Source organism: Enterobacter cloacae complex sp. XAL002 (assembly GCF_049236805.1).
GTDB lineage: Bacteria > Pseudomonadota > Gammaproteobacteria > Enterobacterales > Enterobacteriaceae > Enterobacter > Enterobacter intestinihominis.
This window is the reverse complement of the sequence record NZ_JBMKJN010000006.1, coordinates 93,787-120,580: the sequence shown is the minus strand read 5'-3', so window position 1 is coordinate 120,580 and position 26,794 is coordinate 93,787. Positions and strand designations below refer to the sequence as shown.

Here is a 26,794-nt window from a genome sequence, read left to right as displayed (position 1 = left end):
CTAGATTGAAAACAGCAGTACGTTATTTGTTTTTAATTTTACCGCCTCCTTTGGAGGAAGGTTTTTTAACTACACACAGCAGTGCCACACCTGCAGTACTTCTGGTGCCCTTTTCAATAATACGAGGGCAACTGCCGGGTGTCATAAATAACGTGGGGTTTCATCATGTTTAATGAAGTCCATAGCTTACCCGGTCATACATTATTGTTGATCACAAAACCTTCCTTACAAGCGACAGCGTTATTGCAGCATTTAAAACAATGCCTGTCACTTAACGGGAAACTTCATAACATTCAACGTTCTTTTGATGATATCGCTCCTGGCAGCATCATTCTTCTCGATATGATGGAAGCGGATAAAAAACTGATCCATTACTGGCAAGATAATTTAAGCAGGAAAAACAATAATATCCGCGTATTGTTATTGAATACGCCTGATGAGTATCCTTTCCGCGAAATTGAGAGCTGGCCGCATATTAACGGCGTGTTTTACGTTACAGAAGAAGAAAACCGTGTCGTGGAGGGTTTGCAGGGCATATTGCGGGGGGAGTGTTATTTCTCGCAAAAACTGGCCAGCTACCTCATTACCCACTCCGGAAATTATCGCTATAACAGTTCGGAATCGGCCCTTCTGACGCACCGTGAGAAAGAGATCCTGAACAAACTGCGTATTGGTGCTTCAAATATTGAAATCGCCCGTTCGTTATTTATCAGCGAAAATACGGTTAAGACGCATCTTTATAATCTTTTCAAAAAGATAGCTGTTAAAAATCGCACGCAGGCGGTGTCGTGGGCAAACGATAACCTCAGGCGTTAATAGCATGAAACGCACCCTAAGTTGGATTGCCGCCGCAGGCATTATGCTTGCTGCCGGAAACCTTCAGGCTGTTGAGGTGGAAGTTCCTGGACTGTTGACCGACCACACCGTCACCTCTGTCGGACACGATTTTTATCGGGCCTTCAGCGATAAGTGGGAAAGCGATTATCCGGGTAATTTAACCATCAACGAACGGCCCAGTGCGCGGTGGGGAAGCTGGATCACAATAACCGCTAATCAGGACGTTATTTACCAGACTTTTTTATTCCCAACGAAAAGAGACTTCGATCAGAACGTCGCTTTCGCACTGGCACAAACCGAAGAAGCTATTAACCGCCTACAGTTAGATAAAGCCCTTTTGAGCACAGGCGATTTAGCAAAAGATGAGTTCTAGCAACGACACCTATTTCGGAGGCTGTAATGCGTCTCGCACACACAGTGATTTCGTTAATGCTCATTGCGCCGTTGAGTTGGGCCGGAAATATGACCTTCCAGTTCCGCAACCCTAATTTTGGCGGCAACCCGAATAACGGAGCCTTTATGCTTAACCAGGCGCAGGCTCAAAATTCCTATAAAGACCCCAGCTATGACGATGATTTCGGTATCGAGACCCCGTCAGCTCTGGATAATTTTACTCAGGCCATCCAGTCGCAAATATTAGGTGGCTTATTAACCAACATTAATACCGGAAAACCCGGCCGGATGGTCACTAATGACTTTATCGTCGATATTGCCAATAAAGACGGGCAGCTTCAGTTAAATGTGACAGACCGAAAAACCGGTAAGACGTCGACAATCCAGGTTTCCGGTTTGCAGACCAGTTCAACTGATTTCTAAACAACCCCGAAATAAGGACAATTATCATGCAGCGCTTTTTTATTTTAGTTGCAGTGTGCTTATTAAGCGGTTGTTTAACTGCCCCGCCAAAAGAAGCCGCTAAACCCACCCTAATGCCCCGTGCCCAGAGCTATCGGGATCTGACGCATCTGCCGGGCCCTACCGGGAAGATATTCGTCTCGGTCTATAACATTCAGGATGAGACGGGCCAGTTCAAACCGTATCCGGCCAGTAACTTCTCCACGGCCGTACCGCAGAGCGCCACCGCGATGCTGGTTACCGCCCTGAAAGATTCGCGCTGGTTTATCCCGCTGGAACGCCAGGGGCTGCAAAACCTGCTTAACGAACGAAAAATCATTCGTGCTGCACAGGAGAATGGTACCGTTGGCGTCAATAACCGCATGCCGCTACAGTCTCTCACCGCAGCCAATATCATGGTGGAAGGCTCGATTATCGGCTACGAAAGTAACGTGAAATCGGGCGGCGCGGGTGCCCGTTACTTTGGTATCGGGGCCGACACGCAGTATCAGCTGGATCAAATTGCCGTCAACCTGCGCGTGGTTAACGTGAGCACGGGTGAAATTTTATCCTCCGTGACCACCAGCAAAACGATTCTCTCATATGAAGTGCAGGCGGGGGTATTCCGCTTTATCGACTACCAGCGTTTGCTGGAGGCTGAAATTGGCTATACCTCTAACGAGCCGGTCATGCTGTGTCTGATGTCGGCCATCGAAACCGGGGTGATTTTCCTGATTAATGACGGCATCGATCGCGGCTTGTGGGATCTTCAGAATAAAAGTGACGTGAGTAATGCGGTGCTGGTGAAATACCGTGAGATGTCGGTTCCGCCGGAGTCATGATTGGCGGCGTATAAAAAGGCGAGATTTTCGTCTCGCCTTTTTTTATTTACTTACCACAGGAACGCTCTGGCTCTTCTCGCGTCGGGCTGCAAGCCAGAGACCGCTGTTCTTCATAGCGTAGCCAAACAGTAATCCCAGCATGAGCGAAGGGACCACCAGCTTCCAGTCCCCCTGGCCTGCAAAGGTCGCGCAGGCACCCATGAACGTGCCGGGCACAAAGGACAACAGCAGATGTTTTGCCTGAACGCACATCAGGAAAGCCACAATACCAGTCATGACGTACCCCAGGATTTCCACATGCGGCGCCAGCGCGCTGCCCTTCATAATGATCAGCGCCCAGACCACGCCACTCAGTAACGTGCTGCCTGAAATAAAGAGCCCTTTAAAACCACCCTGCGGACAGGCGAAATAGGCCGTGCAGCCAAGAAAACCGGCCCAGCTCAACAAACCGAGAGATACCGCCACCCAACCCCAGAGGCCGGAGAGGATGCCAGTCGTGATTGCAATACAAAGTAATATGTTCATGGTGCGCATCTTAGCAGATGCGCACCCTAGAAATGAGATCAGAAGCACGTTACGTGCAAGTTGAAATGTATCGTTGCAGGATTTTTGTGATTTAAATCACTCTTCACTCTCTTCTTCCAGCTCATCCCACATGGCAGCGATAGCGTCACGCGTCAGCGGAGCCAGCGTTCTCCAGAACGGAGAGGTGGCGTGGGCTTCAACTTTACCCAGGAAGGTTCCGACCCACGGCAGCAGATACGTTTCGAACAGGGTTTCAATCGCCTCATTCTCATCATCACCTGCTTTATCTTCAATCCATGAGGCCGCCAGCAACAGGGTACCGATATGATCGGCAGGCATATCCGTCAACGGCATGCCGCGTTCTGAAAGAAACGCCCGAACTTCCGCTTCGGTCGCACCTTCCTGCCAGGCAGAACGATACGGCGACACGCGACATTCTTCCCCCACGAACAGCGCGTTGTAATCCGTTGAAATCTGCTGCATATCGCAATTTTTTTGCAAGCGTTCCAGCAACTCATCCTGTTCCAGCGGCCAGCTCTGCGCCAGTTTACCTTCACGAATCAGGGTAAACAGCGGAACCAGCAGCGGATCCTGCGGCTGGCGGTAATATAAGGTGCCCAGCACGCGGCAAAGGATGGAAAACTCATTCATGTTTTTATTCCGTTATTAATTAAAGATCGGCAAATTCATCAATCGGCGCCATACCGCGCGACTCAAGGAAGTCGAGCATACGACGCGGCGTGACGTTCAGGATCTGTTCTTCCGGGAAATTCACGTCCCGCAATATTTTCAGGCACTCGCTAAAATCACCCAGCGTGAAGGCCGTGTGTGAATCAGAGCCCAGCGCCACCATTCCGCCCGCGTCACGCACGGCCGCCGCAACGTCGCGGCAGTTGGCCTCACTGCCCTTACGCGAATGCACGAACGAGGAGTTGTTGATCTCCAGCGCCACGCGGTGCTTCGCTGCGGCCTGTGCCACGGCCTGAATATCGATCGGGTATTTCGGATTTCCCGGGTGGCTGATAATGTGCACATTGCCGCTGGCAATGGTGGCAATCATCGCCGCGGTGTTGGTCTCTTTATCCTGGGGCGTAAAGACCGGCTCGTGGAAGCCGGCGAGGATCAGATCTAACGAGGTCAGCATCGGGCCGGTGCAGTCAATTTCACCGTCGGTATTTTTGATGTTCGCTTCGATGCCTCGCAGTATCCCGATACCGTCAACCAGACGTGGCCAAATACGCATATTCACAAAATGCCAGTAGTGCGGCGCATCCGCCATATCCGGACCGTGATCGGTTATCGCAAACAGTTTGATGCCTTTCAGCTTCGCCTGAGCGATATAATCATGGAGGTTACTGTAAGCGTGGGTACTGGCGACGGTGTGCATATGCAGGTCAACGGGATACATCTTTCTCTCCTCTGCGGTTTTTCCAAAGGATAGCAGTTATCAGCGGCGAATATTAGCAAAAACCCGGCGAACGCCGGGTTTCTCTCAGTAGCCTCGCTGTCTGTCTACCTGTCCGGTCACCGCATTGCCCCTCTCTATTTCGCTGATGGTATGCGAGATATACGCCACGGCCTCCGCCGGTCGCGTCACGGCCGCAATATGGGGCGTCATCGCCACGCGCGGATGTGCCCAGAGCGGGCTGTCTGTCGGCAGCGGTTCGCGGCTATACACATCCAGCATTGCGCCTTTCAGTTTACCGCTATCCAGCGCTTTCAGCAGATCGTCTTCCACAACGTGTACCCCGCGCGCCAGGTTCATTAAGTAGCTATCTTCTGCCAACTGGTTGAGGAGCGTGCCATTGATAATGCCGACCGTTTCCGCCGTATTCGGCAGCAGGTTAATGAGAACGCGTGTCCCTTTCAGGAACGCCGGGAGTTCGTCCAATCCGGCAAAGCTCTCGACGCCCGGATAATCCTTACGGCTCCGGCTCCAGCAGCGCAGTGGGAAGCCCCACGGGGCGAGCGCTTCGGCGACTTTCGAACCCAGCACACCCGCCCCGAGGATGCCGATGGTGAAATCTTCACGCTGATAATCCGGGAGCGGTTCCCAGTGGGATTGCTGTTTAAACGCCTGATAATCGTCGAAGCGGCGGAACCAGTGCAGCACCTGGCTTACGGCGTATTCCTGCATCTGCTCCCCCATACCGGTATCTTCCAGACGAAACAGGGGAATATCTTCCGGCAGCATTTCAGGGTGAGCCTTCAGCTTACTGAGAATGGAATCCACCCCCGCACCAAGAGCAAACACCGCCTTCAAACGGCGTCCCTGTAGCATTTCGACCGGGGGATGCCAGACCAGCGCGTAGTCGGCATGTTCATTATCGCCCTGTTTCCATTCGCGAACGCGTGCGCCAGGCAGTGCCGCCGTGAGCGCCTTAATCCAGTAAGCCGTATCAAAAGTGGGGTGATAGAAGATAATATCCATAGTCATTGCCTTTTAGTGCGCTGTTTTATTTTCATTTTCAACTGGCTTGTCAGCATAACAAATTTATCGCTAAACCGCGTTGCTGATAAAAGAGGCGCTTTTCGCACATTTCGAAATCAGGTTGCCTGAAGTTTGTCTAAACACGCTAAATTACTGAAAAAGTGGGTTGACGGCAGTACGGCTTTTCCTTACATTAGCGCCCGTCCCGACAACAACGGGATGACAATATGGTGAGGTGTCCGAGTGGCTGAAGGAGCACGCCTGGAAAGTGTGTATACGGCAACGTATCGGGGGTTCGAATCCCCCCCTCACCGCCATATTCAAGACGAGAGCTCGTACGAAAGTACGGGCTTTTTTCTTATATATTCTCCGCAAGGGGGGGATGAGAACCCCCGACCGGGGTTCGACAACTGGCGCAGCCAGTTGGACAGACTGAGAGCGAAGCGAACAGGCTGCCCGCAGGGCGAGCGAAGCGAGTCAATCCCCCCCTCACCCTAACCCTCTCCCCGGAGGGGAGAGGGGATAGTTAGGTGCTCGCATTCAGTTGTCCCCTGGAAACGTTACTCCTCCACCATCCGGGCATATTCTTCGGTTAGAAAATCAACCAGCGTCCTGACCGACGGCAGTAAACCGCGCCGGGAAGGATATACTGCGTGAATCACTTCCCGTCTTGGCTCCCACGCGTTCAGCACCCGAACAAGCTCACCTGAAGCCAGCTGATCCTTCACCATCAAAATGGGCAACTGTACCACGCCCACGCCCGCCATCGCTGCCTCCCGCAGCGCCAGCATATCGGTAGTCACCAGGCGCGGCGTGAAGTGAATGTCTGCTTTCGCCCCCTCCGGCCCGCTCAGCTCCCATTTATGCAGGTGTTTACCAGCGCCCATACTTAAACCCGGCCATTCGCTGAGTTCAGAGGGCATCGCCGGGTTGCCCATCCGTTCAATCAGTGTCGGCCCGGCAACCAGACAGTGTCCCCTGTCCGCCAGCACCCTTAATACCAAATCGCTGTCATCAAACGGGCGCGGACGAACGCGGATCGCCACATCCACCCCCTCCCCCACCAGATCGACCCGGCGGTTGGTGGCTTCAAGCTGGAGGTTGATCCCCGGATAGCGCGCCATAAACCTCGCCAGCATGGGCCCCACGTGAACGTGCAATAGGGTTACGGGGCAAGTGATCCTGACCATACCGCGCGGCTCAGCCTGTAAAGCAGCCACCGCCTCCTCCGCAGCTTCAGCCTCCACCAGCATGGCTTTACAGTGCTGATAGAACGTCTGCCCCACTTCAGTCACCGCAAACTGCCGCGTGGTACGTTGTATCAACCGAACACCCAGGCGTTCTTCCAGCTGCGCAATCCGACGGCTCAGTTTCGACTTTGGCTGATCGAGCGCCCGCCCCGCCGCCGCAAAGCCGCCATGCTCCACCACCTTCACAAACCATACGAAATCATTGAGATCCTGCATACGCCCCCATTGTTCTATTTAAGGAACAGTGAATGTCATTTTTGCTATCTACCGGGATATTAACCTTGAATATAAGCTAATTACATCAACAGGACATCAGGAGTTAATCATGAAAAACGTAACAGGCGTGTATACCGCACCTCGTCCGCACTGGGTCGGTGATGGTTTTCCGGTTCGTTCAATGTTTTCTTACCAGACGCACGGCGAACCGCTGAGCCCGTTCCTGCTGCTTGACTACGCCGGACCACATACCTTCCCGGCGGATGGCGCAAAACGCGGCGTGGGCGAGCATCCTCATCGCGGTTTTGAAACGGTGACCATCGTCTACTCAGGCGAAGTTGAGCACCGTGATTCCACCGGCAGAGGCGGCGTTATTGGTCCAGGCGATGTGCAGTGGATGACGGCAGGCGCAGGCATTTTGCACGAGGAGTTCCACTCCAGCGCGTTCTCGCAGAAAGGCGGTGAACTGAAAATGATGCAGCTGTGGGTCAACCTGCCCGCTAAAGACAAAATGGCGACGCCTGGCTACCAGCGCATCACTCAGGCGGATATCCCGGTGGTCACCCTGCCGGATAACAGCGGAACAATGCGCGTGATTGCTGGCCGCTTTGGAGAGGTAACCGGCCCGGCGCATACCTTCTCACCGCTTAACGTATGGGATCTCGCGCTGCACCAGGGCAGCCACCTGACGCTCAATCAGCCCGAAGGCTGGAGCACGGCGCTGGTTGTTGTTGAGGGCAGCGTGACAGTGAACGGCACCACGCCTGCGGGTGAGGCGCAGCTGGTCGTGCTGAGTCAGAGCGGCGACAAGCTGCATCTCGAAGCCAGCAGCGATGCCAAAGTGTTGCTGATGGCCGGGGAGCCACTGAATGAACCCATCGTGGGCTATGGCCCGTTTGTGATGAACAGTAAAACCGAAATCGCCGAAGCTATTCGCGATTTCAACTCCGGCCGCTTTGGCCAAATCTAAACGTAATAAAGGAGCGCATTATGTCTACCCCTGCAAACTTCAACGGTGCACGTCCCGTTATTGACGTCAATGATGCCGTTATGCTGCTTATCGATCACCAGAGCGGATTGTTCCAGACTGTTGGAGACATGCCAATGCCTGAGCTGCGCGCTCGTGCAGCAGCGCTGGCAAAGATCGCCTCGCTGGCGAAGATCCCGGTGATCACCACGGCGTCGGTTCCACAGGGACCGAACGGCCCGCTTATCCCGGAGATCCACGCCAATGCGCCGCACGCACAGTATGTGGCACGCAAGGGTGAGATCAACGCCTGGGATAATCCGGAGTTCGTGGCGGCGGTGAAAGCCACCGGACGCAAAACGCTGATTATCGCGGGGACGATTACCAGCGTTTGCATGGCCTTCCCGTCCATCAGCGCGGTGGCGGACGGATATAAAGTGTTTGCGGTGATTGATGCCTCCGGCACCTACAGCAAAATGGCGCAAGAGATCACCCTGGCGCGCGTGGTGCAGGCAGGCGTGGTACCGATGGACACAGCGGCAGTGGCCTCAGAGATCCAGCGCACGTGGAACCGTGAAGATGCGGGAGAATGGGCAGAGGTGTACACACACATCTTCCCTGCCTACCAGCTGCTGATCGAAAGTTACAGCAAAGCGCAGGACGTCGTGAAAAACAGCGAAGTGCTCGATTCGCAGCGTTGATCCTGCGCGGTGCGCCATAAGCTGATTAAGGCTTAACCGAACAGGCACGAATGGAGAAAATCTGCTTGACCGCTTTCGCGCAACTCCCTATAGTAGCGCCCCGTTGCCCCCCAAGCGGTCAGGCAGCAAAACAATATGGTGAGGTGTCCGAGTGGCTGAAGGAGCACGCCTGGAAAGTGTGTATACGGCAACGTATCGGGGGTTCGAATCCCCCCCTCACCGCCATATTTAAGATGAGAGCTCGTACGAAAGTACGGGCTTTTTTCTTTTATATTCTCCGAAAAGGGGGGGATGAGAACCCCCGACTGGGGTTCGACAACTGGCGGCAGCCAGTTGGACAGACTGAGAGCATAGCGAACAGGCTGCCCGCAGGGCGAGCGAAGCGAGTCAATCCCCCCCTCACCGCCATATTTTAAGAAGAGCTCGCATGAAAATGCGGGCTTTTTTTTCGCATGTTGCACGTCTGCGGGGGGATGAGAACCCCCGACCGGGGTTCGACAACTGGCGCAGCCAGTTGGACAGACTGAGAGCGAAGCGAGTCAATCCCCGCCGGTGCGGGTGATACCGCCTCACCCATAAAAAAAGCCCGCGCATAAGCACGGGCCCGTTTTAAACTATTCCTCAGTTATTCAACTTCCCCGCCGGCTGCTTTCCTTCAGGAGAAGAAACCTGCCCCGGCAATCCCCCCTCTTCATCTCTGCGCTCCCCCAGCCAGTAATCCGCATTTTTAATCCCAAGCCGAACCGGATCAAACTGTGGATCAATTCCCTGCGCATTCTGGGTTTCATAATCCTTCAGGCTGGCAAAGGCTTTTTTATGCAAGAGGACAATGGCAATAATGTTGAGCCAGGCCATCAGCCCTACCCCGATATCCCCTAATCCCCATGCCAGATCCGCGGTGCGGATTGTGCCATATACCGTGGAAGCCATCAGACATAATTTAAGCAGGAATGTCAGCCACGGACGGTGAATTTTACGGTTGATGTAGGCGATATTGGTTTCAGCGATATAGTAATAGGCAATGATGGTGGTGAAGGCAAAGAAGAATAGCGCAATGGCGACAAAGTAATTACCAAAGCCCGGCATCATACTTTCCATCGCTGTCTGCACATAGCCAGGACCCGCCGCCACGCCTGCAATACCGGTATAAAGGGCTGCGCCGTCGACGCCCTGAACATTATAAAGCCCGGTGATCAACAGCATAAACCCGGTCGCGGAGCAGACAAACAGCGTGTCGATATATACGGAGAACGCCTGAACCAGCCCTTGTTTCACCGGATGACTTACGGCTGCTGCCGAGGATGCATGTGGCCCGGTGCCCTGCGCCGCCTCGTTGGAATAGACGCCGCGTTTAACGCCCCACATGATAGCCTGGCCCAGAATAGCGCCAAATCCCGCTTCAAGGCCAAAAGCACTTTTCCAGATCAGCAGGATAACAGCAGGCAGTTTTTCAATATTGATCGCGATAATAACGCAGGCAACAATAATATAGCCGAGCGCCATAAACGGAACGACCATACTGCTAAAGCTGGCGATCCTTTTTACACCACCGAAAATAATGAAGCTTAACAGTACAGCCAGTATTGCCGCCGTAACGTTTGGGTTAAGACCGAAGGCAATGTCCAGGCTGGCGGCAATTGAGTTTGCCTGTACGCCCGGAAGTAATAAGCCGCAGGAGAAAATGGTCACAATAGCAAATAACCATGCGTACCACTTCACCCCCAACCCTTTTTCAATATAAAAGGCAGGTCCCCCACGATATTCGCCGTTAATTTTTTCTTTATAAACCTGACCTAACGTGGATTCAACAAAAGCAGAGCTGGCGCCTAAAAATGCCACTACCCACATCCAGAAAAGCGCACCGGGGCCACCAAAGGTAATGGCGGTCGCCACACCGGCGATATTCCCTGTCCCTACGCGACCCGCCAGCGTCATCGTCAACGCCTGAAACGATGATACGCCGGCATCGGTAGCCCCGCCCTGAAACATCAGGGTAATCATATGTTTTATATGACGTAATTGCAGAAAACGACTACGCAGAGAGAAATAGAGACCGACACCCAGACATAAAAATATTAACGCAGGGCTCCAGATAACACCGTTAATTGCACTAACCAGTTCGTTCATGTATGACCCTCAGCGTGATGTTCCAGAGGAAACGATCCCCTGGTGTGTTTCTTCTTAGAATTTAATTTGAACAAGTACGAAACATAGATAATTACCCAAAAGACACCAACTTAATTTTTACTGCTTAGTCATGTTCTGTGACAACATTCACGTTTAATTTTCACCTAACAATTAGCGCGATCATTATATTCACAGGTATTTTGTGGGTATTGTAAATACATATCACATTTTTGCGACCTGTATAAAAAGCGTTCGCGGCAAATTAACAGTAATATTATTATTACCGCAAAACGGTGCGTAAATCCCGTTGAATGCTATAGGAAATAAATATGATTTAAAAAAAGCCATGCGAACAGAGGGAATAAAAGAAGCTTCCCGGCATGACGCCGGGAAGAAATGACTTAAAATGTGAAATGATCTTAGTCGGAGTACACTTCCAGCGTTCGTTGACACAGCGCTGAGCGGACGCAGTCCTCTTTTGTGAAGCGGACCACCCCTATCATCTCATCTTCCTCAAAACGTGACATGGCATCGCTCAGGCCAGACTTCACGCCCGACGGCAGGTCACACTGGGTAATATCGCCGTTGACGATAACCGTCACGTTCTCCCCGAGGCGCGTTAAAAACATCTTCATTTGCGCAGCGGTCACGTTCTGAGCCTCGTCAAGAATAACGACCGCATTTTCAAATGTACGTCCGCGCATATAGGCGAACGGCGCGATTTCCACCTTGCCAATCTCTGGTCGCAGGCAGTACTGCATAAAGGAAGCGCCCAACCGCTTCACCAGCACGTCATAGACGGGCCTGAAGTACGGGGCAAACTTCTCAGAAATATCGCCAGGCAGGAAGCCCAGATCTTCATCCGCTTGCAGTACCGGACGGGTAACGATGATCCTTTCCACGTCCTTATGAATCAGCGCCTCCGCCGCTTTGGCGGCACTGATCCAGGTTTTCCCGCATCCGGCTTCCCCGGTTGCAAAGATGAGCTGTTTACTCTCGATAGCATTCAGGTAGTGCGCCTGAGCTTCATTCCGCGCCACTATTGGCGATGTATCGCGGCTGTCCCGCGCCATGCCAATGGATTCTACGCCGCTCATCTGCACAAGCGAGGTGACCGATTCTTCTTCACGCTGTTTATGGCTACGTGAATCCCGTCTCAGCACACGTTTTGCTTCGCGACGAGCTTTGATCACTGCTTTCTGTCTTCCCATGGATAGCACCTTGAGTTGTTGGTATTCATCACACGCGCCAGCATCGGCACGATTATGCGCACGAACATCAGAGGGTTGGCTTCCTTGTAAGCCATTGCTTGCATTACCGGATGACGATACAGAACGGCTACGCGCACCGTTATGCACGTCGGTAGAAATCGTATTTAGAGGTGGAGGGGAGAATTTTGTGGTGAGGAAATCGCTGCCGGAGTCTGAGCCTCCGCGCCGGGTGCTGCGGTTGATGTGTTTACCTTGTCCAGTACAGGACGCAACCATTCGCGATCTCCATAGTGAGTCAGTATCACTGCCGGGAACTACCGCTGTCTTATCTTAAGTACATCAGGAATTATCATAAATGCAACATTTATTTTACCTAGATGCAACCTTTAAGACTGCTCCTGCAGCGGAATCAGTCTCATATATGAATATTACAGAAATATAACAACAAGATAGTCATATGGAAAAATAATGTCCCCGCGAACTGTCGCAGGGACGATTATCAGGCTTCTATCAGACCCTGAGCGAGCCAGGTCTTCGCGTCACGCGCGCCGGGCAGGGCAAAGAAATAGCCGCCGCCGATGGGCTTGATGTACTCCTCCAGCGCTTCACCGTTGAGCCGCTTCTGCACGGTGAGGAACCCTTTCTCCAGATCGTGCTGATAGCAGACAAACAGCAGTCCCATATCAAGCTGACCGGAATTGGTCACCCCCAACGAGTAGCTGTAGCCCCTGCGCATCATCAGACTGGACTGGGTCTCTTTGGTGCGAGGATTAGCGAGACGAATATGGCTGTCCAGCGCGATGACATCTCCGTTCGGATCGCGGGCGTAGTCGGGTTCATCGTGCTCGTGCTTCATGCCGAGCGGTGCGCCGGTTTGCTTATCGCGGCCGAAGATCGTCTGCTGCTCTTTCAGCGGCGTGCGGTCCCAGAACTCCACGTGGAACTGAATGATACGCACCGCCTGATAGCTGCCACCCACCGCCCAGGCCGGTTCGCCCTGATCCTCCGTCACCCAGACCACGTTTTTCATCAACACGGTATTGCTGCTGTCCGGGTTGGCGGTACCGTCTTTGAAGCCCAGCAGGTTGACCGGCGTCTCTTTCCCTTTACTGCGCGCGGCGTGGTCAGAGATAAAACCTTCCCGCTTCCAGCGCACGCTGAGCAGATCCGGGGTGTGCTTGATGATATCGCGCAGGGCGTGGATCACCGTATCCTGGGTATTGGCGCAGATCTGCAACAGCAGATCGCCGTGGCACAACGCCGCGTCGAGAGAGTCATTCGGGAATCGCGTCATTTTTTGCAGCGCTTTCGGCTTCTGCTTCGCCAGACCGTAGCGATCATCAAACAGCGATTCCCCCACCGACACGGTGATGGTCAGATTATCGGGAGCGATAAACGCCCCGAGGATCCCGGAATCCATCGGCGGCAGGCGCGGATTCGGTGTTTCCGGTGCCGGACCGCCCGCCGTAAGGAAGGCAATGCGCGTGGTCAACAGCCTGAACAGACGCTCAAGGTCAGCCTTATCACTCGCCAGCGAATCGAAAGCCACCAGCATCATCGAGGCCTGCTGCGGCGTCAGGATTCCTGCCTGGTGCTCACCATAAAACGGCTGCGTTTCCATACGCGCATCCGGGGAGAGCGTGCCGGGGGCACTTTGCGGTTTTGCCGCATGCGCCACCGGACAGCCGCCCGCCAGGGCAAACGCGCCGCCCAGCGCCCCTACCCCTTTTAACAACCGACGTCGGGAAGGTTCCGCCACGTCGTACTCATCATGCTTGTTCATCGCTTAGTCCAGACCCAGAACGCCACGCAGCAGGGAGAGATCTTCCGCCAGCGTCGTAATCGGGCCTTTCAGCGCGTTACGGTCAGCATCGGTCAGCTTGTCGTAGGTTTCGAACCCGTCTTTGGTACGGTATTTCGCCAGGATGGCGTCAACTTTCTTAAAGTTGGCATCCACTTTCGCCAGCAGTTCGCCGTTCTCTTTTTGCAGCTGGGGCCGCAGCAGATCGACAATTTTTTGTGCGCCGTCGACGTTTGCCTGGAAGTCCCACAGGTCGGTGTGGCTGTAGCGATCTTCTTCGCCGCTGATTTTGCTCGCGGCCACTTCTTCAATCAGACCCGCAGCACCACCCACCACTTTCGACGGCGGGAAGGCCAGCTCGCTGATGCGTTTTTGCAGCTCCAGCACGTCGCTGTTGAGCTGATCGGCGTATTTCTCCATCCCTTTGGTGGAGCTATCGCCAAACAGGGCTTTTTCCAGGCGGTGGAAGCCGGTGAATTTCGGATCGGCGGCCTTCTGCTCGTAGTCATCTTCGCGGGCGTCAATGCTGCCATCGAGGTCAGAGAACAGCTCGGCAATCGGCTCGATGCGCTCGTAGTGCTGACGTGTAGGCGCATACAGGGATTTCGCTTTTTCGATATCGCCCGCTTTCACCGCGTCGGTAAAGGCTTTGGTGCCTGCCACCAGGTCAGCCGTCTCTTTGGTGACGTAGGCTTTATAGGCGGTAATGGCGTCGCCGAGGCTCAGCAGCGCAGTGCCTTTGGCCGCGTCCGCCGTCGCTGCGCCTTTGACGATCAGCTTACCTTTCGGGTTAGTCAGCAGGCCGCAGGTCATGTCATATTCCCCCGGCTGAAGATTAGCGGTCATTTTCTGACTGAAGCCAGGCGCGATATTTTCACGCTCTTCTACCACCATCACGCCTTTCAGGATCTCCCACTCCAGCGCCTTCTGGCTGTGGTTCTGAATAATAAACTGGGTTTTACCGCTGTTAACCGTGATGGTCATCGGCTCGCACTGTTTATCGTTGACGGTGACTTTTACCTGCGGAATATCTGCTGCCTTAGCGGCGAAGGCAGACGCGAACAGCGCTGCCACACCAACCTGTAACGCGCTACGACGGAATTGAATAGCCATGTCTCTTCCCTTTAAAGTATGTTGTAACTAAACAAAGCGCTTCACGGCGCAGTACGCGACGGCTGAGCGCTGGGGCGCGATGGCATGAAGAACAGCACCAGCGCCGGAATAAGATAGATAAAGTACATCGCCACCTCGCTGACGCTCGGCGTTTCCTGATAGCCGAAGATACCTTCAAGGAGCGTGCCGGTCAGTGAGTGGGTGGAGAGAACGTTACTAAGATCAAACGCCACGTCCTGGAAGTGGTTCCACAGGCCCGCTTCATGGAAGGCGCGGATCGCCCCTGCCGCCAGCCCCGCGGCCACCAGCAAAATAAACAGGCTGGTCCACTTGAAGAACGCGCCCAGGTTAAGACGAATGCCGCCCCAGTAGAGCAGGAAGCCAAGCACAACCGCCGTGGCCAGCCCAAGCATCGCGCCCAGCGGCGGCCAGATGCCCACGTCCTGCTGAAAAGCCGCGAGCAGGAAGAACACTGACTCCAGGCCTTCACGCGCCACGGCGAAAAAAACCATCATGATCAGCGCCCAGCCGTGTTGGTTGCCTTTTTGCAGGGCGTTATCCACCGCCTGCTCCAGCTGTACCTTCACGTTACGGGAGACCTTGCGCATCCAGAACACCATCCAGGTGAGGATCACCACCGCTATTACGGCAACAATGCCTTCAAAAAGCTCTTGCTCTTTCTGAGGAAATTCTCCGGTGGTTTCGTTGATAAGAATACCCAGCCCCAGGCAGAGCGCCGCGGCCAGGAAGACGCCAACCCACATCACGCCGATCCAGCGTCCACGCTGGGTGCGCTTCAGATAACTGGCGATAAGGCTAACAATCAGGGCCGCTTCAAGGCCTTCACGTAACATAATGAGAAAAGGAACAAACATGCAGACACCTTAAATGTTTATCGCGGTCAACTGATGCAAAGAAAGGTAAATTCTTGTGATAGTGATTATCATTACGGCTACAAGAAAAACAAGCGAAATATGTGGAGTTTTGATGACCAGATGTAAACGCATTGCGGAATAATAATTGCCTGAGTAACCGTTGCGTTTATAAGGTATAACGAAAATGCCCATTTACGGTTAACCGGGGCTGTGCTAAATGTCCGCCTCGAAAACCAACTGAAAATAAACCATGTTTAAAATTGTCCATTTCCTGCTGGCGCTGGTGATTATTCTTGCGCTTGCCTGGCTGGTGAGTTTCGACCGCCGAAAAATTCGCATTCGTTTCGTTTTACAGCTGATCGTGATTGAAATCGCGCTGGCATTCTTTTTTCTGCATGCAGAAAGCGGCCTGTTCATTATTAAACATGTCTCCGGTTTCTTTGAATCACTGCTTAAATTCGCTGCCGAAGGGACGAATTTTGTCTTTGGCGGGATGGGTGAAAAAGGGCTGGCGTTCATTTTCCTTGGCGTGCTCTGCCCCATTATTTTTATCTCGGCGCTGATTGGTATTCTGCAGCACTGGCGTATTCTGCCGATCTTTATTCGGGTTATCGGGACGCTGCTGTCAAAACTGAACGGCATGGGCAAGCTGGAATCCTTTAACGCGGTGAGCTCACTGATACTCGGTCAGTCTGAAAACTTCATTGCCTACAAGGGCGTGTTGGGCGATCTCTCCTCACGCCGCCTGTTTACGATGGCTGCAACGGCGATGTCGACGGTTTCGCTGTCGATTGTCGGTGCCTATATGACCATGCTCGACGCCAGATTTGTCGTCGCGGCACTGATCCTGAACATGTTCAGCACCTTTATTATCCTTTCGGTCATTAACCCGGCCCGCCCGGAAGCCGAACCCGATATCAAACTGGAAAAGCTGCATGAATCCCAGAGCTTCTTTGAAATGCTGGGCGAATATATTCTGGCCGGTTTTAAGGTGGCGATGATTATTCTGGCGATGCTGATTGGCTTTATCGCCCTTATTAGCGCCGTTAATGCCCTCTTCTCCAGCGTATTTGGCCTGAGCTTCCAGCAGATTCTGGGTTACGTGTTTTATCCGCTGGCGTGGCTTATTGGTATTCCGCTGAGCGATGCCTTAAGCGCGGGCAGTATTATGGCAACCAAACTGGTGGCGAATGAATTTGTGGCGATGATCGAGCTGCAAAAAATAGCCCACCAAATGTCACCGCGCGGACTGGGGATTTTGTCAGTGTTCCTGGTGTCGTTCGCTAACTTTGCCTCCATTGGTATTGTGGCGGGGGCAATAAAAGGCCTGAACGAGCAACAGGGTAATGTGGTGTCGCGGTTTGGTTTACGCCTGGTATACGGGGCAACGCTGGTGAGTTTGCTGTCGGCGAGCTTTGCGGGGTTGGTGTTGTAAGTTTTGTGCGGTTAATGCCCGGCGGCGCTTCGCTTGCACGGGCCTACGATACAACAACGGCGGGATTTCCCGCCGTTTTTTATTAAAACTGTAAGCACACCGGCTGGTCGACCCGCATCACCGACTCCTGTGCGAAGCGGGATTTATAAATACCGCGTAAAGCCTCGATGTTTTTCTCGCTCTGCGCGTCTTTGCCGTGGATCAGCATCAGCGCCTTGCTCGGCTCGCGCGCCACCTTGCCGTCGTTACCCAGCCACTGACCGCGGGCATCAAATACCGTTAAGCCATCGCGAAAGCGCGGCGTCACGTCCTGGTCGACAAACTGCTGCCATTCGTTGCCTGTGATTTGCGCCCCGGCAGGACGGTTTAAGCCGAAATAGAGCGTGGTTTGCTGCATCTGATTTTCTGCTTTGCAGGTTTCCACCGCCGCATGCTGCGCGGGTGCGTTACAGCCCGCCAGCATCACGCATGCTGCCACCATTAGCCCTGTTTTAATTCTCATTGATGAAGACTCACATAGGTGAAAGGACTATCCCCTCTCCCCACCGGGGAGAGGGTTAGGGTGAGAGGGAAATTACTCAGCCTGGAGCTTAGACGGCGGCGCTGAGTGGTAATGCGCATCCGCTTCCGCAAAGCGCTTCTGCATAGATGCAGACGGCGCTTTACCCAGCAGGCTAAACACCACAATACCGAGGCTGCCGAAGATGAAGCCCGGGATAATTTCGTACAGGCCCAGCCACGCGAACTGTTTCCAGACGATAACGGTAACCGCACCGATGATCATCCCCGCCAGCGCGCCGTTGCGGGTCATGCGTGACCACAGAACGGAGAACAGCACCACCGGACCAAATGCGGCGCCAAAGCCCGCCCACGCGTAGCTCACCAGCCCCAGCACGCGGTTTTCCGGGTTAGCCGCCAGCGCAATCGCCACCAGCGCCACCAGCAGCACCATAAAACGCCCTACCCACACCAGCTCTTTCTGGCTCGCGCCCTTACGCAGGAACGCTTTGTAGAGGTCTTCGGTGATGGCACTGGAGCACACCAGCAGCTGACAGCTCAGGGTGGACATGACTGCCGCCAGGATCGCGGAGAGCAGGATACCGGCAATCCACGGGTTGAACAGGATCTGCGCCAGCTCGATGAACACGCGCTCGGCGTTCTGGTTCACCGCGCCCGCCTGCGCCGGGTTGTTGTTGAAGTAGGCGATACCGAAGAAACCGACCGCGCACGCCCCCGCCAGACACAGGATCATCCACGTCATGCTGATGCGACGCGCGTGAACGATGGTGTGGTGAGAATCCGCCGCCATAAAGCGCGCCAGAATGTGCGGCTGACCGAAGTAGCCCAGGCCCCAGCCCATCAGGGAGACGATGGCCACGAAGTTCAGCCCTTTCAGCATATCGACGTTTTCGATGCTCTTCTGCTTGATCACTTCCAGCGATTCGCCAAAGCCGCCGACGGTAAAAATCACAATTATTGGGGTCAGGATCAGGGCGAAAATCATCAGACTCGCCTGCACGGTATCGGTCCAGCTTACCGCCAGGAATCCGCCCACGAAGGTATAGAGGATGGTCGCGGCCGCACCGGCCCACAGCGCCGTTTCATAGCTCATGCCGAAGGTGCTTTCGAACAGACGCGCGCCCGCCACAATGCCGGAGGCACAGTAGATGGTGAAGAACAGCAGGATCACCACCGCAGAGATAATACGCAATATGCGGCTGTTATCTTCAAAGCGTCCGGTGAAGTAATCCGGCAGCGTCAGGGCGTTGTTGTTGGCTTCGGTATGCACACGCAGACGGCCTGCTACCAGCTTCCAGTTGATCCATGCGCCAACGGTCAGGCCGATGGCGATCCAGCTTTCGGAGATACCGGAGATGAAAATCGCGCCCGGCAGCCCCATCAGCAGCCAGCCGCTCATGTCGGATGCGCCCGCTGAGAGTGCGGTGACCATCGGGCCCAAGCTGCGCCCGCCGAGGATGTAGTCGTCAAAGTTTTTAGTGGAACGCCATGCCAAAAACCCTATCAGGATCATGCCAAAAATATAAACGAGAAATGTCACCAGCATCGGTGTGCTAATAGCCATTCAAATTCTCCAAAATGTCGAGCGACAGCCGTCCGGGCTGCCTTGTTATGTCATCACCGGAACGTAGTGATGTGTGTATGTGTTTCCGTTGGGCGCGCTATCCTGCCGTATACGCATCCCACTGACAAACGATTTAACACTGCATTTACATGAATTTCATCCCTGGTTTTATACGTCTTTCCTATAGGTTGCACTCGCTCACGCTTTTATGGGTTGCACCTTTAAAAAGTGTTAAGCACCGCATAAAAACTGGGCTCAGAAACCGCCGCGCGTTCTTTTTCACAGCTAACTAATCGTTAACAATCCATTCATTTTCCAGCTTGCAGACCAGGTCACATTTAACACGGTTGCACAAAGTTGCAACATGGTGGATATTTCACGCTATCAACAGAACGCTATTACAGAACAACAGGAGTTTTGGCATGGGGATGACCACCATGGGGGTTAAGCTGGATGACGCTACCCGCGAACGGATTAAAACCGCTGCGACCCGTATCGACCGCACGCCGCACTGGTTAATCAAGCAGGCGATTTTTAACTATCTGGAAAGACTGGAGAGTGAAGAAGGTCTGCCGGAGCTGCCTGCCCTGCTGGCGGGCGCTGCGAACGAAGGCGAAGAGGCCGCGACGGCCGCTGATGAGAACCACCAGCCGTTCCTGGAATTTGCCGAGCAGATCCTGCCGCAGTCCGTCAGCCGCGCCGCCATTACCGGCGCCTATCGCCGTGCCGAAACCGACGCCGTGCCGATGCTGCTGGAGCAGGCGCGCCTGCCGGAAGCCGTTGCCGCTCAGGCGCACAGCCTGGCGTATCAGCTCGCCGACAAGCTGCGTAATCAGAAAACCGCCAGCGGACGCGCCGGTATGGTGCAGGGTCTGTTGCAGGAGTTCTCCCTCTCCTCGCAGGAAGGCGTGGCGCTGATGTGTCTGGCGGAAGCGCTGCTGCGTATCCCAGATAAAGCCACCCGCGATGCCCTGATCCGCGACAAAATCAGCAACGGCAACTGGCACTCCCACATTGGCCGCAGCCCGTCCCTGTTTGTGAACGCCGCCACCTGGGGCCTGCTGTTTACCGGCAAGCTGGTCTCCACCCATAACGAAGCCAACCTGTCGCGCTCCCTGAACCGTATTATCGGCAAGAGCGGCGAGCCGCTGATCCGCAAGGGTGTGGACATGGCGATGCGCCTGATGGGCGAGCAGTTCGTCACCGGGGAAACCATTGCCGAAGCGCTGGCGAACGCCCGCAAGCTGGAAGACAAAGGCTTCCGCTACTCCTACGACATGCTGGGCGAAGCGGCGCTGACCGCCGCCGACGCGCAGGCCTACATGGTCTCTTACCAGCAGGCGATCCACGCCATCGGTAAAGCGTCCAACGGTCGCGGTATTTATGAAGGGCCAGGCATCTCTATCAAGCTTTCCGCCCTGCACCCGCGCTACAGCCGCGCGCAGTACGACCGGGTGATGGAAGAACTCTACCCGCGCCTGAAGTCCCTGACCCTGCTGGCGCGCCAGTATGACATCGGCATCAACATCGACGCCGAAGAGGCGGATCGTCTGGAGATCTCCCTCGATCTGCTGGAAAAACTGTGCTTCGAGCCGGAGCTGGCGGGCTGGAACGGGATTGGTTTCGTTATCCAGGCCTACCAGAAACGCTGCCCGTTCGTCATTGACTACCTGATTGACCTGGCCAGCCGCAGCCGTCGCCGCCTGATGATCCGTCTGGTGAAGGGTGCCTACTGGGACAGCGAAATCAAACGCGCCCAGATGGAAGGACTGGAAGGCTATCCGGTCTATACCCGCAAGGTCTACACCGACGTCTCTTACCTCGCCTGCGCGAAAAAACTGCTCGGCGTGCCGAACCTGATTTATCCGCAGTTCGCCACCCACAACGCCCACACCCTGGCGGCGATCTACAGCCTGGCGGGTCAGAACTACTATCCGGGCCAGTACGAGTTCCAGTGTCTGCATGGCATGGGTGAACCGCTGTACGAGCAGGTGACCGGTAAAGTGGCCGACGGCAAGCTGAACCGTCCGTGCCGTATTTATGCCCCGGTAGGTACTCACGAAACCCTGCTGGCCTACCTGGTGCGTCGTCTGCTGGAGAACGGGGCGAACACCTCCTTCGTTAACCGCATCGCCGATACCACCCTGCCGCTGGACGAACTGGTGGCCGATCCGGTACAGGCCGTAGAGAAGATGGCGGCGCAGGAAGGCCAGATTGGTCTGCCGCATCCGAAGATTGCCCTGCCGCGCGAGCTGTATGGTGCAGGTCGCGTCAACTCGGCGGGTCTGGATCTCGCCAACGAACACCGTCTGGCGTCGCTCTCTTCTGCCCTGCTTAACAGCGCATTGCAGAAGTGGCAGGCCAAACCGATCCTTGAGCAGTCCGTTGAAGACGGTGAAATGCAGCCGGTGATCAACCCGGCAGAGCCGAAGGATATCGTCGGCTACGCGCGCGAAGCCACAGAAGCGGAAGTGGATCAGGCTTTGGAGAGCGCGGTGAACAACGCGCCAATCTGGTTTGCCACCCCGCCGCAGGAGCGTGCCGCCATTCTGGAACGCGCGGCGGTGCTGATGGAAGATCAGATGCAGCAGCTTATCGGCATTCTGGTGCGTGAAGCGGGTAAAACCTTCAGCAACGCCATCGCCGAAGTGCGTGAGGCGGTCGACTTCCTGCAGTACTACGCCGGTCAGGTGCGTGATGATTTCGACAACGAAACGCACCGTCCGCTCGGCCCGGTGGTCTGTATCAGCCCGTGGAACTTCCCGCTGGCAATCTTCACCGGCCAGATTGCCGCGGCCCTTGCCGCAGGCAACAGCGTGCTGGCAAAACCGGCAGAGCAGACTCCGCTGATTGCCGCTCAGGGCATTAACATTTTGCTGGAAGCGGGCGTACCGGCGGGCGTGGTGCAACTGTTGCCGGGGCGCGGTGAAACGGTGGGTGCCAAACTGACCTCCGATAACCGCGTGCGCGGCGTGATGTTTACCGGTTCGACCGAAGTAGCCTCCCTGCTGCAACGCAACATCGCCACCCGTCTGGATGCGCAGGGCCGTCCAACGCCGCTGATCGCTGAAACCGGCGGCATGAACGCCATGATCGTGGACTCCTCCGCGCTCACTGAGCAGGTCGTCGTTGACGTGCTGGCCTCTGCCTTCGACAGCGCGGGTCAACGCTGTTCCGCCCTGCGCGTGCTGTGCTTACAGGATGACGTGGCTGACCACACGCTGAAGATGCTGCGCGGTGCGATGGCGGAATGCCGCATGGGCAACCCGGGCCGTCTCACCACCGATATCGGGCCGGTGATCGACGCGGAAGCCAAAGCCAACATCGAAAACCACATTCAGACCATGCGTGCCAAAGGCCGTCCGGTGTTCCAGGCGGTGCGTGAGAACAGCGAAGATGCCCGCGAGTGGCAGACCGGCACCTTCGTGCCGCCAACGCTGATTGAGCTGGCAAGCTTCGACGAGCTGAAAAAAGAGGTCTTCGGCCCGGTACTGCACGTGGTGCGCTACAACCGTAACAACCTCAACGAGCTGATCGATCAGATCAACGCCTCGGGTTACGGCCTGACGCTCGGCGTGCATACCCGTATCGACGAAACCATTGCCCAGGTGACCGGCAATGCTAAAGTCGGCAACCTGTACGTCAACCGTAATATGGTCGGCGCAGTCGTGGGCGTGCAGCCGTTCGGCGGCGAAGGCCTCTCCGGCACCGGTCCGAAAGCGGGCGGTCCGCTCTATCTGTACCGTCTGCTGGCAAACCGTCCGGAGAACGCCCTGGGCGTGACCCTGGCGCGTCAGGACGCACACTATCCGGTGGATACGCAGGTGAAAACCGTGCTGACCCAGCCGCTGGAGGCGCTGATCGCCTGGGCGGAAAAACGTCCTGAACTGCGTGCCGTCGCCCGGCAGTACGGCGAACTGGCACAGGCGGGCACCCAGCGTCTGCTGCCGGGTCCAACCGGCGAGCGCAACACCTGGACGCTGATGCCGCGCGAGCGTGTGCTGTGCATGGCGGATGACGAGCATGATGCGCTGGTGCAGCTGGCAGCCGCTACAGCAACGGGCTGTGAGGTGCTGTGGCCGGAAGATGCGCTGCATCGCGATCTCGCCAAACAGCTGCCGAAAGCGGTCTCGGCCCGCATTCGCTTTGCGAAGGTCGATGCGCTGCTGACGCAGCCGTTTGATGCGGTGATCTACCATGGTGATTCCGACCAGCTGCGCGAACTGTGTGAGCAGGTTGCGGCCCGCAGCGGTGCCATCGTTTCCGTGCAGGGCTTTGCGCGCGGGGAAACCAACCTGCTGCTGGAGCGTCTGTACGTGGAGCGCTCGCTCAGCGTCAACACCGCGGCGGCAGGCGGTAACGCCAGCCTGATGACAATCGGTTAATCGTGTAAACTCTCCCCGGTGACGCTACGCTTACCGGGGCTATAAAACAGCCGCAGGCCGGATAAGCACAGCGCATCCGGCTTTTTTACATGGAGGGGATGATGAAAAGAGTATTTCTCGCAGGTGCAGCACTGCTGCTCAGCGCCAGTGCGCTTGCCGACGAGTGCGACAAAGCGACCACCCAGACAGAACTCAGTGCCTGTGCGGCAGAGCAGTACCAGGCTGCGGATAAAAAGCTCAACCAGACGTACCAGGCCGCCATCAAACGCGCGGCAGCCCCTCAGCGCGACCTGCTGAAAAAGGCGCAGCAGGCGTGGATCGCCCTGCGTGACGCAGACTGTAAATTGATGGGTTCAGGAACCGAAGGTGGCACTATTCAGCCGATGATTATCAACCAGTGCCTGACGGAGAAAACAGCGGAGCGCGAAGCCTTTCTGGCCTCGTTGATGCAGTGTGAAGAGGGCAATTTAAGCTGCCCTTTCCAACCGGCTGATTAACGCACGCGGATCCCTTCAATAATCATCCGCTGCACGTTTTCCAGGGTGCTCTGGAAAAACGCCTCGTCCTGGAGCGTTTTACCGGTTACCGCCTCGACCTGGGCCGCGAAGTCAGCGTAGTGCTGGGTTGAGGCCCAAATCATGAAAATCAGATGCTGCGGATCGACGGGCGCCAGTTTTCCGCTGGCGACCCATCCGGCAATAATGGCCGATTTTTCGTCCACCAGCTGCTTTAGATCTCCCGTCAGCTCCGCCTGCAACAGCGGCGCGCCCTGTAACATCTCCAGACAAAACAGCCTCGATGCCTGGGGATAATCACGCGATACCTCCAGCTTCAGGCGTATGTACTCCTCTATCGCAACCAGCGGGGCCAGCTCTTCGCGAAATGCTTTAAGCGGTGCGAGCCAGATATCCAGGATCTGCTGCATCACCGCCACATATAGCGCCTCTTTCGACGGGTAGTAGTAGAGCAGATTGGTCTTGGACACCCCGGCCTGCTCCGCCACCTGCTCAAGGCGTGTACCGTGAATACCAAACTGCGAAAATGTCTCCAGCGCGGCGCTGAGGATCGCCTGTTTCTTGGCGCTCACCGCCTGCGAACGTTTACCGGGTGTTTTCACTGCGCCTTGTGTCATTTTCGCTCTCCATTTTCTGTCCTGCGCTCAGCATAGCAAAACCCCCGTCTCGCCACGACCTTCTGCACCCTCAGCGCGCATGAGTGCCTGTTTTCTGTGCAATGATTTTGACCACTTAGTCCACATTTTCGCTGTTAAATTTAACAGCCACCAGTTAACACCCTAATAACAAAGTATTTTTCAAAACTGGCACTCCCTTTGCAAAAACGTCGTGACACCTGCGACGTAATGAAGAGAGGTTCGTGATGAAAATTGGCGTATTTGTACCGATCGGCAACAACGGCTGGCTTATCTCGACCACGGCCCCGCAATACATGCCGACCTTTGAGCTGAATAAAGCCATCGTGCAGAAAGCGGAGCATTACCACTTCGACTTTGCGCTCTCGATGATCAAGCTGCGCGGTTTCGGCGGTAAGACCGAATTCTGGGACCACAACCTGGAGTCCTTTACCCTGATGGCGGGCCTGGCGGCGGTAACCTCGCGCATCCAGATTTACGCCACCGCCGCCACCCTTACCCTTCCCCCGGCAATCGTGGCGCGGATGGCCTCCACCATCGACTCCATCTCCGGCGGGCGCTTTGGCGTTAACCTGGTCACCGGCTGGCAAAAGCCGGAGTACGAGCAGATGGGGATCTGGCCGGGGGACGATTACTTCTCCCGTCGCTACGACTACCTGACTGAATATGTGCAGGTGCTGCGCGATCTGTGGGGCACCGGCAAAAGCGATTTCAAAGGCGACTTCTTTACCATGAACGACTGCCGCGTCAGCCCGCAGCCGTCGGTGCCGATGAAGGTGATATGCGCCGGACAGAGCGACGCGGGAATGGAATTCTCGGCGAAATACGCCGACTTCAACTTCTGCTTCGGCAAAGGCGTTAACACCCCGGCCGCCTTCGCGCCCACCGCGGCACGCATGAAAGCGGCCGCCGACAAAATCGGGCGCGACGTGGGCTCCTACGTGCTGTTTATGGTGATTGCCGACGAAACCGACGACGCCGCGCGCGCCAAATGGGAACGATACAAGGACGGCGCCGACGAGGAAGCCCTGAGCTGGCTGACCGAGCAGAGCCAGAAGGATACCCGCTCCGGCGCGGACACCAACGTTCGCCAGATGGCCGACCCGACGTCTGCCGTCAATATCAACATGGGCACCCTGGTTGGCTCGTATGCCAGCGTCGCCAGAATGCTCGACGAAGTGGCTGCCGTGCCCGGCGCCGAAGGCGTGCTGCTGACCTTCGATGATTTTCTCACCGGCGTGGAAACCTTCGGCGAGCGTATTCAGCCGCTGATGCAGTGCCGTGCCCACATCCCTGCCGTGACGAAGGAGGTGGCGTAATGACGACCCTCAACGCTCGCCCGGAGGCCATCACCTTTGACGCGCAGCAGAGCGCGCTGATCGTGGTGGATATGCAAAACGCCTATGCCAGTAAAGGCGGGTATCTGGATCTGGCCGGGTTCGACGTCTCGGCCACGCAGCCGGTGATTGAGAATATCAAAACCGCCGTGAGCGCCGCGCGTGCTGCGGGCATGCTGATCGTCTGGTTCCAGAACGGCTGGGACGACCAGTACGTCGAAGCTGGCGGTCCCGGCTCACCCAACTTTCACAAATCCAACGCCCTGAAAACCATGCGCCAACGGCCTGAACTCCAGGGCACGCTGCTGGCGAAAGGCGGCTGGGATTATCAGCTGGTGGATGAGCTGGTACCGGAAGCTGGCGATATCGTACTGCCGAAACCGCGCTACAGCGGCTTTTTCAATACCCCGCTCGACAGCCTGCTGCGCAGCCGGGGCATTCGTCATCTGGTCTTTACGGGCATTGCCACCAACGTCTGCGTGGAGTCCACCCTGCGCGACGGCTTCTTCCTCGAGTATTTTGGCGTGGTGCTGGAAGACGCTACCCATCAGGCCGGGCCGGATTTTGCCCAGAAAGCCGCCCTGTTCAATATCGAAACCTTTTTTGGCTGGGTCAGTAACGTCAATGATTTCTGCGACGCGCTGGATCCCCCGCTCGCCCGCATCGCCTGAGGA

The 26,794-nt window shown here is 55.6% G+C and carries 24 protein-coding genes, 2 tRNA genes and 2 other RNA genes; 15 read left to right on the top strand and 13 right to left on the bottom strand.

All coding sequences use genetic code 11. The features are described 5' to 3' along the window. The first annotated feature begins 165 nt into the window (after positions 1-165). The 4 genes from csgD to csgG are packed head-to-tail and all read left to right on the top strand — an operon-like array spanning position 166 to position 2,513. Positions 166-816 (top strand): biofilm master transcriptional regulator CsgD, encoded by a 651-nt coding sequence (csgD, locus tag ACOT0L_RS07635; RefSeq protein ID WP_006809293.1) that lies wholly within the window; start codon positions 166-168, stop codon positions 814-816. Between the two features lie 4 nt (positions 817-820). Then, a complete protein-coding gene (gene csgE, locus ACOT0L_RS07630; RefSeq protein WP_003858052.1) occupies positions 821-1,210 on the top strand; it encodes a curli production assembly/transport protein CsgE in 390 nt (129 codons plus the stop codon). Positions 1,211-1,236: 26 nt separating this feature from the next. Then, on the top strand, positions 1,237-1,653 hold the full coding sequence (gene csgF, locus ACOT0L_RS07625) for a curli production assembly/transport protein CsgF (protein WP_003858054.1): 417 nt from the start codon (positions 1,237-1,239) through the stop codon (positions 1,651-1,653). A 26-nt stretch (positions 1,654-1,679) separates the two neighbouring features. Then, positions 1,680-2,513, top strand: a complete 834-nt coding sequence (gene csgG, locus ACOT0L_RS07620) for a curli production assembly/transport protein CsgG (RefSeq protein WP_023299773.1) — start codon at positions 1,680-1,682, stop codon at positions 2,511-2,513. A gap of 42 nt (positions 2,514-2,555) precedes the next feature. Here the strand turns inward: csgG and ACOT0L_RS07615 are convergent, their stop codons facing one another. From ACOT0L_RS07615 to ghrA, 4 genes are all read right to left on the bottom strand, one after another. Then, positions 2,556-3,038, bottom strand: a complete 483-nt coding sequence (locus ACOT0L_RS07615) for a DUF1097 domain-containing protein (protein WP_221765948.1) — start codon at positions 3,036-3,038, stop codon at positions 2,556-2,558. Between the two features lie 96 nt (positions 3,039-3,134). Next, positions 3,135-3,689: a TorD/DmsD family molecular chaperone gene (locus ACOT0L_RS07610; RefSeq protein ID WP_045307924.1), complete on the bottom strand. Its 555-nt coding sequence runs from the start codon at positions 3,687-3,689 to the stop codon at positions 3,135-3,137. A 19-nt stretch (positions 3,690-3,708) separates the two neighbouring features. Then, positions 3,709-4,446, bottom strand: coding sequence for a phosphatase (locus ACOT0L_RS07605; protein ID WP_063849343.1), 738 nt, complete (start codon positions 4,444-4,446; stop codon positions 3,709-3,711). Between the two features lie 84 nt (positions 4,447-4,530). Next, positions 4,531-5,469 (bottom strand): glyoxylate/hydroxypyruvate reductase GhrA, encoded by a 939-nt coding sequence (gene ghrA / locus ACOT0L_RS07600; RefSeq protein ID WP_126502934.1) that lies wholly within the window; start codon positions 5,467-5,469, stop codon positions 4,531-4,533. A gap of 229 nt (positions 5,470-5,698) precedes the next feature. Between ghrA and ACOT0L_RS07595 the strand changes: the two genes are divergently transcribed. Beyond that, positions 5,699-5,786 (top strand) — tRNA-Ser (locus tag ACOT0L_RS07595). Positions 5,787-5,830: 44 nt separating this feature from the next. Then, positions 5,831-5,967, top strand: a non-coding RNA gene (locus tag ACOT0L_RS07590) — RtT sRNA. A 62-nt stretch (positions 5,968-6,029) separates the two neighbouring features. Here ACOT0L_RS07590 and ACOT0L_RS07585 read toward each other — a convergent pair. Beyond that, positions 6,030-6,935 carry a LysR family transcriptional regulator gene (locus ACOT0L_RS07585; RefSeq protein ID WP_023299771.1) on the bottom strand — a complete coding sequence of 302 codons (906 nt, stop codon included), beginning with the start codon at positions 6,933-6,935 and terminating at the stop codon, positions 6,030-6,032. Positions 6,936-7,044: 109 nt separating this feature from the next. Between ACOT0L_RS07585 and ACOT0L_RS07580 the strand changes: the two genes are divergently transcribed. From ACOT0L_RS07580 to ACOT0L_RS07565, 4 genes are all read left to right on the top strand, one after another. Continuing rightward, complete coding sequence (locus ACOT0L_RS07580; RefSeq protein WP_126502935.1) at positions 7,045-7,905, top strand: pirin family protein; 861 nt, start codon at positions 7,045-7,047, stop codon at positions 7,903-7,905. 20 nt (positions 7,906-7,925) lie between these two features. After that, complete coding sequence (locus ACOT0L_RS07575) at positions 7,926-8,603, top strand: isochorismatase family protein (protein WP_003858068.1); 678 nt, start codon at positions 7,926-7,928, stop codon at positions 8,601-8,603. 137 nt (positions 8,604-8,740) lie between these two features. Continuing rightward, positions 8,741-8,828, top strand: a tRNA-Ser gene (locus ACOT0L_RS07570). Positions 8,829-8,873: 45 nt separating this feature from the next. Further along, positions 8,874-9,011, top strand: a non-coding RNA gene (locus ACOT0L_RS07565) — RtT sRNA. A 213-nt stretch (positions 9,012-9,224) separates the two neighbouring features. On the opposite strand, the gene ACOT0L_RS07560 is transcribed toward ACOT0L_RS07565, so the two are convergent. The 5 genes from ACOT0L_RS07560 to efeU form a co-directional block, all read right to left on the bottom strand. Beyond that, positions 9,225-10,730: an alanine/glycine:cation symporter family protein gene (locus ACOT0L_RS07560; RefSeq protein ID WP_022647693.1), complete on the bottom strand. Its 1,506-nt coding sequence runs from the start codon at positions 10,728-10,730 to the stop codon at positions 9,225-9,227. A gap of 419 nt (positions 10,731-11,149) precedes the next feature. After that, positions 11,150-11,941, bottom strand: coding sequence for a phosphate starvation-inducible protein PhoH (phoH, locus tag ACOT0L_RS07555; protein ID WP_185806743.1), 792 nt, complete (start codon positions 11,939-11,941; stop codon positions 11,150-11,152). Positions 11,942-12,440: 499 nt separating this feature from the next. Further along, entirely contained in the window at positions 12,441-13,724 is a 1,284-nt protein-coding gene (efeB, locus tag ACOT0L_RS07550; protein WP_022647691.1) for an iron uptake transporter deferrochelatase/peroxidase subunit, read from the bottom strand. Positions 13,725-13,727: 3 nt separating this feature from the next. Next, positions 13,728-14,855, bottom strand: coding sequence for an iron uptake system protein EfeO (gene efeO, locus ACOT0L_RS07545; RefSeq protein ID WP_126502936.1), 1,128 nt, complete (start codon positions 14,853-14,855; stop codon positions 13,728-13,730). A gap of 41 nt (positions 14,856-14,896) precedes the next feature. Continuing rightward, entirely contained in the window at positions 14,897-15,730 is an 834-nt protein-coding gene (efeU, locus tag ACOT0L_RS07540) for an iron uptake transporter permease EfeU (protein WP_032624499.1), read from the bottom strand. A 250-nt stretch (positions 15,731-15,980) separates the two neighbouring features. Here efeU and ACOT0L_RS07535 point away from each other — a divergent pair, with 250 nt between their 5' ends. After that, the gene (locus ACOT0L_RS07535) at positions 15,981-17,165 is read left to right on the top strand and encodes a NupC/NupG family nucleoside CNT transporter (RefSeq protein ID WP_023305841.1); all 1,185 of its coding nucleotides are present in this window, start codon (positions 15,981-15,983) and stop codon (positions 17,163-17,165) included. 82 nt (positions 17,166-17,247) lie between these two features. On the opposite strand, the gene ACOT0L_RS07530 is transcribed toward ACOT0L_RS07535, so the two are convergent. Together ACOT0L_RS07530 and putP are read right to left on the bottom strand one after the other, a co-directional pair. Continuing rightward, positions 17,248-17,667, bottom strand: a complete 420-nt coding sequence (locus ACOT0L_RS07530; protein ID WP_126502937.1) for a DUF3574 domain-containing protein — start codon at positions 17,665-17,667, stop codon at positions 17,248-17,250. 72 nt (positions 17,668-17,739) lie between these two features. Next, entirely contained in the window at positions 17,740-19,248 is a 1,509-nt protein-coding gene (gene putP, locus ACOT0L_RS07525) for a sodium/proline symporter PutP (RefSeq protein WP_022647686.1), read from the bottom strand. A gap of 422 nt (positions 19,249-19,670) precedes the next feature. Here putP and putA point away from each other — a divergent pair, with 422 nt between their 5' ends. Beyond that, positions 19,671-23,633: a trifunctional transcriptional regulator/proline dehydrogenase/L-glutamate gamma-semialdehyde dehydrogenase gene (putA, locus tag ACOT0L_RS07520; protein WP_126502938.1), complete on the top strand. Its 3,963-nt coding sequence runs from the start codon at positions 19,671-19,673 to the stop codon at positions 23,631-23,633. A gap of 101 nt (positions 23,634-23,734) precedes the next feature. Beyond that, positions 23,735-24,130 (top strand): lysozyme inhibitor LprI family protein, encoded by a 396-nt coding sequence (locus tag ACOT0L_RS07515; protein ID WP_022647684.1) that lies wholly within the window; start codon positions 23,735-23,737, stop codon positions 24,128-24,130. On the opposite strand, the gene rutR is transcribed toward ACOT0L_RS07515, so the two are convergent. Continuing rightward, positions 24,127-24,765: an HTH-type transcriptional regulator RutR gene (gene rutR / locus ACOT0L_RS07510; protein ID WP_022647683.1), complete on the bottom strand. Its 639-nt coding sequence runs from the start codon at positions 24,763-24,765 to the stop codon at positions 24,127-24,129. The two genes, ACOT0L_RS07515 and rutR, sit on opposite strands and share 4 nt — an antisense overlap. Before the next feature lie 245 nt (positions 24,766-25,010). On the opposite strand from rutR, the gene rutA reads away from it, so the two are divergent. Next, a complete protein-coding gene (gene rutA / locus ACOT0L_RS07505; RefSeq protein ID WP_023305836.1) occupies positions 25,011-26,102 on the top strand; it encodes a pyrimidine utilization protein A in 1,092 nt (363 codons plus the stop codon). Continuing rightward, a complete protein-coding gene (gene rutB, locus ACOT0L_RS07500; RefSeq protein ID WP_022647681.1) occupies positions 26,102-26,791 on the top strand; it encodes a pyrimidine utilization protein B in 690 nt (229 codons plus the stop codon). Before rutA ends, rutB begins: the two co-directional genes overlap by 1 nt. Positions 26,792-26,794: the final 3 nt, after the last annotated feature.